Genomic DNA, 5,867 nt, shown 5'->3' on the forward strand with positions numbered 1-5,867 from the left:
TAACTTGGGCCCAAGCGCTCTGCATTGCCGACGCCCTCACCCCCAGCCCCTCTCTCTCAGGGAGAGGGGAAATTGGCGGGATTTTGGGTAGGAAGGGATCCCACCTAGATTAATCTAGAGGAACTTTGTCTGGCCTCACTGGCATTTGCCCTTCCCCACGAGTTTGCCTATGTCTGTCATCCGTGCCCTCCACAGGCAGTTGGTAACCAAAGAGCGCTCTGCCGAAGAGATCGCCCGCGAGTACCTGGAGCGCCTGGCCCAACTGGAGCCGCAGCTTAAAAGCTTTATTACTGTAACCGAAGAACTGGCTCTGCAACAGGCCAAGGCGGTGGACGCCCGCATTCGGGCCGGGGAAGAGATTGGCCCTTTGGCCGGGATCCCGTTAGCTGTCAAAGACAACCTCTGCACCCAAGGGATCCGCACCACCTGTGCCTCCCGGATGCTGGAGGGGTTCATTCCCCCCTATGAATCAACGGTGACGGCGCGGCTGGCGGCTGCGGGCATGGTGACGGTGGGCAAGACCAACCTGGACGAGTTTGCCATGGGCAGCTCCACGGAAAACTCGGCCTTTCAGCGCACGGCCAATCCCTGGGATCTGACGCGGGTGCCAGGGGGATCCTCTGGGGGATCGGCGGCGGCGGTGGCTGCCGACCAGGCGGTGGTGGCTCTGGGCTCGGATACGGGGGGATCCATCCGCCAACCGGCAGCTTTTTGTGGGGTGGTGGGCCTCAAGCCCACCTACGGGCTGGTGTCTCGCTACGGGCTGGTGGCCTTTGCTTCGTCTTTGGATCAGGTGGGGCCGTTTGGGCGCACGGTGGAGGATGTGGCCTTGCTGCTGCAGGGGATCGCCGGCCATGACCCGATGGACTCCACCAGCCTGAAGGTGGATATCCCGGACTATAGCCAGGCTCTGATCCCGGACATCAAGGGGTTCAAAATCGGGGTGATCCGCGACTTGCTGGGGGAAGGATGCGGCGAGGAGACCCGCGCTGCCGTGCAAGCGGCCATTCAACATCTGCAGGAACTGGGGGCCGAGATCCTGGAGATCGACTGCCCCAGTTTTCGCTACGGCCTTGCCACCTATTACATCATCGCCCCTTCGGAAGCCTCTGCCAACTTGGCCCGCTACGACGGGGTAAAGTACGGCCTGCGGGAACCTGCCGACTCGCTGCTGGCCATGTATGGCAAGACCCGCGCCCACGGCTTTGGGCCAGAAGTCAAGCGGCGCATCATGATCGGCACCTATGCCCTCTCCTCGGGGTACTACGACGCCTACTACCTCAAGGCCCAGAAGGTGCGCACCCTCATCAAGCAAGACTTCCTCAGGGCTTTCGAGAAGGTGGATGTGCTGGTCAGCCCCACCACCCCCACCCCAGCCTTCAAGCTCGGCGAGCGGGAGGATCCCCTCAGCATGTACCTCTGCGACCTGATGACAATCCCGGTGAACCTGGCGGGCTTGCCGGGGCTGAGCCTGCCCTGCGGGTTTGCCGATGGGCTGCCCATTGGCCTGCAAATTGTGGGCAATGCCCTACAGGAGAGCAAGGTGCTGCGGGTGGCCTATGCCTATGAGCAAAGCACCGACTGGCACAAGCGACGGCCGCCGCTGGGGCAGCCCTCAGTTGAAGAGGGCCAGGGATCCGATCCCGGCCAACCTCAAGCCAAGCGCAGATCCGGCAAAAGGAGCAAAAAATCCAAAAGCTGAGGCGGGAAGGGCGGCAACTAGGCCATGCCCATCTGGTTGGCCGCTGAAAAGCGTTCCATAAAGCGCAGGAAGCGATCCCACTCTGCCTCGGTTTCCATGTCGTAGGTCACTTCCAGGGCTTTGAATTCCCCGTTCAGGAACTTGGCCCTGATGTTGCGGGTGGTCAGCTCCCCTTCCTCATCGATCATCCGCATGCCGAGGATGTTTTGCGTATCGGATTTTAGATCCTCGAAGCGGAAAATCGCGGATCCCCGGTTGCCGGTCTTGGATTTCAGCACTCGCACCTGGGTGGGCACCTCTTGGATGCCGGGGGAGAACTCGATACTGGCCATGATGTCCTACGAAACACGATGATTTAAGCCATTATAACCGGCCAATCCCCGCATCCTGCTCCAGAAAATCTCTCAGCTCCTGGGCCGTCATCTGCTCCAGGTGATGGCCGGCCTGCCGTTGGGCTTCTGCCACGTCGGGGATCCGGTCGCACAGGGCGCCAACCCGAAGGGGAAGAGGCTGGGCTGCCAACCCAGCGCGCGCTGCCGGAGTCACCTGGCCACAGAGGATGAGCAGGGGTTTTTGGGCTTGGATAGCCTGCTCCAGCACGGCCCCCACCACCTTTCCCATCGTGCTTTGTTCGTCGAGGCAGCCCTCTCCGGTGACGACCAGATGGCAGCGGCGGATGCGCTCCGGCAGGGCCAATTGCCGCGCCAAGAGCTGGATCCCGGACTCCAGAGTGGCCTCCAAAAAAGCCACCAGACCTGCTCCTAAGCCGCCTGCGGCTCCGGCCCCCGGGATCCCGGCCACGGCCTGGCCCAAATCTCGCTCCACCACTTGAGCCCACTGCTGCAGCGCCTGCTCCAACTGCTGCACCTGGGAAGGGGTGGCGCCCTTCTGGGGGGCAAAGACGGCGGCGGCTCCCAACGGGCCAGTGAGGGGGTTTTGCACATCGCAGAGGCCGCGGACCCGTTTCCCCTGCCAAACAGGCTGTTCGGGGGGCTCGATGCGCGCCAGCCGGGCCAGCTCCGCCCCACCCCAGCCGATGGGATCCCCAGCTCCATCCAACAGGCGATAGCCTAAGGCCTGCGCCATGCCCGCCCCTCCATCCACGGTGGCGGATCCCCCCAGTCCTATCCAGATCTCAGCGATGGGATCGCGGCAAACAGCCCGCAGCAGCTCCCCCAGGCCGTAGGTGGTGGTGCGGGTGGGATCCCGCCGCTCCGGTGGCACCAAGGTCAGGCCAGCCACCTGGGCCAGCTCCAACAGGGCCAGCTCTCCTGCCACCCCGTACTCCGCCCACACGGGATCCCCCAGGGGGCCGGTGACCCATAGGCCCTTCTTCTCTCCCCCCAGCGTCGGCAGCAGTGCCTCTAGGGTGCCCTCTCCCCCATCCGCCAAGGGGAGCGGCTCCACCTCGACTTCCGGCAGCACCTGTTGGATCCCGCGGGCCATGCTCTCTGCCGCCGCCGTGGCTGTTAGGGATCCCTTAAAACTATCCGGGCAAACCAAAATCCGCCGCGGTGGGCTGCTGAACTGGGATCCCTTTGCCTGGAAACCCGCATCCAGCATGGAACCTCCTCGGCGGCGCTAAAAGGTGGATTGCAAGCCTAGCCCTCCTCCTCTGCTGGCGAAGGCTGATCCGCGCTGGCAGGCTGGGAGGCACTGCCCAAAGATTGCTCCAGGGCTAGGCGCTGCTCCATGACCCGCAGGAAATAGCCGCCCATCATCGCGCCAGAGAGCATTTTGGCCAAGCTCTCGCGGTTGGTGATGATCTGAACCCCGAATTGATCGGAGGGCAAGCTCCCCACCAAGCTGCGGATGTTGTGGCCCAAGATCTCCAGCACTTCTGGGGAAGAATTGCGGGCAATATCCTGAAAGACGCTGGGATCCTGAGATTGCAAGTATTGCCAGAGCCGGTTGTCGGGGCTCGGAGTTTGCACTGCCTCAAAACCAGGGATGAAGTTCAACGGGCTCGCCATGGAGTAACCAAGCTCCACAAACACAGCAGATGCCATCCCAACCGGGCCGCTCGGCCTGATCCCCCAGGCCTTTGCTGTTCCCGCAATTTGGGCTATGTCAAAGCTAACACCCCATCTTCACCCCCCTCGGTACGGGATCCCACCCTTCTGCGGCGGCAAATGCCGTACCTAAGTAACGGCCGGGGATCAAGCGCTGGCTTCTGAGGTCTCCTCCTCGGCAACCAAGGCAGCGGGTACCACTGTAACTCCCACAATGCTGTCTTCCGGATCCAGGCGCTGCACCAGCACCCCGGTCGCCTCGCGGGACTGGGTGGGAATGGCCTTGGCCAACTGGCGCATGACAATGCCCCTGGCGGTTACCAACAGGATCTCGTCTTCGGCATTGACGATGCGCAGGGCCGCCAGCTCGTCCGACGCCTGGCGGAACTTGGTGGCGATCACCCCCTTGCCGCCGCGGTTTTGCTGGCGGAAATTGTCGATGGCCGAGCGCTTGCCCCGCCCTTCTTTGGTGATCACCAGCACCCAAGGGTTAGCCAGCTTCTCCCCCTCTCGCTCGGCAGCCATCACCGATTCGGCAGAGATAATATCCATGCTGACGATGTCATCGCCGGCGTTGAGGGTAATGGCCCGCACGCCCCGGGTGGCCCGTCCCAGAGGGCGCAGTTGCTCGTCATCCGCCGGGAAGCGAATGGACATGCCTTGGCGGGTCGCCATGACCACATCATCGCTGGAGCGGGCGCGGCGCACCCAGCGCAGTTCGTCGTTTTCTTCCAGAGAGATGGCAATCAGGCCGTTGGAGCGTACATTGGCAAAGGCGCTGAGGGCCGTTTTTTTGATGTAGCCGCCGCGGGTGAGCATCACCAGATATTCGTCGTCGCTGAACTGGCTCACCGGCACCATGGACGTAACCCGCTCTTCCCGGGTGATCGGCAGCAACTGAACGATGGCGCTGCCACGGGCGGCGCGGCTCCCCTGGGGGATCTGGTGGGCGGGCAGGGTATAGACTACGCCCCGATTGGTGAAAAAGAGGATGGTGTCGTGGCTGCGACAGGCAAAAAACTGTTCGATGGCATCGTCTTCTTTGATGCGGGCGCCGGCTTTGCCGCGGGTGGCTCGCCCCTGCACCTGGAACTCCTCAAGGCCCATGCGCTTGATATAGCCCTGCTCGGTTAGAAAGATAACCGTCTCCCGATTTTCGATCAGATCATCCGTTCCCAGCTCCCCATCCTCCAAACAGAGGCGGGAACGGCGCGGGCTGGCAAAGCGGGCTTTGAGCTGCTGCAGCTCTTCGCTGATGATCTGCATCACCCGTTCTCGGCGGGCCAGAATATCCCGCAGGTCGGCAATTTGCCTCACCAAGTCTTCGTGCTCGGCCTGGATTTTTTCCGCTTCCAGGGCGGTGAGGCGGCGCAGCTGCATCTGCAGGATCCCGTCGGCTTGGGCTTCACTCAGGCCCAACACCGCCTGCAATTCCTCTCGGGCTGTGGCGGTATCGGCGGCTCCCCGAATGAGGGCAATCACCCGATCCAACTGCCCCAAAGCCAAGAGATAGCCCTGCAGCAGGTGATCCCGCTCTTCGGCTTTTTGCAGCTCGTAGCGGGTGCGCCGCTCGATCACCTCTTCCCGAAAATCCAGAAAAGCCTGCAGCGCGTCCCGCAGGGTCAGGGTGCGCGGCTCGCCGTTGAGGATGGCCAGCATGTTGACCCCGAAGTTGGCCTGCAGGGGGGTTTGCTTGTAGAGGTTGTTGAGCACCACCTGCGGCTGGGCATCCCGCTTTAGCTCGATCACCACCCGCATGCCGCTGCGGTCGCTCTCGTCACGGATGTCGGCAATGCCTTCCAGCTTTTTCTCGTTGACCAGCTCGGCGATCTTCTCGATCATGGCTGCCTTGTTGGTTTGGTAGGGCAGCTCGGTGATGATGATGGCGTCCCGAACCGGTCGGCCCCGCTGCTCTATGGTTTCGACGGTGGCCACCCCCCTCAGGGTGATGGAGCCGCGCCCGGTGGTGTAGGCTTCGCGGATGCCCTCTTGGCCCATGATCAGCGCCCCGGTGGGGAAGTCAGGGGCGGGGATCCACTGCATCAACTCCAGGCTGGTCAGGTTGGGGTTGTGGATGAGGGCGATCAGGCCGTCCACCAATTCGCCCAAGTTGTGGGGCGGGATGTTGGTGGCCATGCCCACGGCAATGCCGG

5 protein-coding genes are annotated in these 5,867 nt (G+C 62.8%); 1 reads left to right on the forward strand and 4 read right to left on the reverse strand.

Annotated features, from left to right (window positions below; all coding sequences use genetic code 11):
- The first annotated feature begins 169 nt into the window (after positions 1-169).
- Entirely contained in the window at positions 170-1,702 is a 1,533-nt protein-coding gene (gene gatA / locus NW818_RS07710; protein ID WP_414424237.1) for an Asp-tRNA(Asn)/Glu-tRNA(Gln) amidotransferase subunit GatA, read from the forward strand.
- A gap of 17 nt (positions 1,703-1,719) precedes the next feature.
- Here the strand turns inward: gatA and psb28 are convergent, their stop codons facing one another.
- The 4 genes from psb28 to NW818_RS07730 all read right to left on the reverse strand — a co-directional run.
- Complete coding sequence (gene psb28 / locus NW818_RS07715; protein ID WP_011433213.1) at positions 1,720-2,034, reverse strand: photosystem II reaction center protein Psb28; 315 nt, start codon at positions 2,032-2,034, stop codon at positions 1,720-1,722.
- Positions 2,035-2,065: 31 nt separating this feature from the next.
- Positions 2,066-3,265 carry a glycerate kinase gene (locus NW818_RS07720; protein WP_414424238.1) on the reverse strand — a complete coding sequence of 400 codons (1,200 nt, stop codon included), beginning with the start codon at positions 3,263-3,265 and terminating at the stop codon, positions 2,066-2,068.
- Positions 3,266-3,303: 38 nt separating this feature from the next.
- Entirely contained in the window at positions 3,304-3,675 is a 372-nt protein-coding gene (locus NW818_RS07725; RefSeq protein ID WP_011433215.1) for a DUF760 domain-containing protein, read from the reverse strand.
- Positions 3,676-3,861: 186 nt separating this feature from the next.
- On the reverse strand, positions 3,862-5,867 hold a 2,006-nt coding region (locus NW818_RS07730; protein ID WP_414424239.1), incomplete at its 5' end, for a DNA gyrase subunit A.

Origin of the sequence: Synechococcus sp. R6-5 (genome assembly GCF_047461775.1) — a bacterium.
Lineage (GTDB): Bacteria > Cyanobacteriota > Cyanobacteriia > Thermostichales > Thermostichaceae > Thermostichus.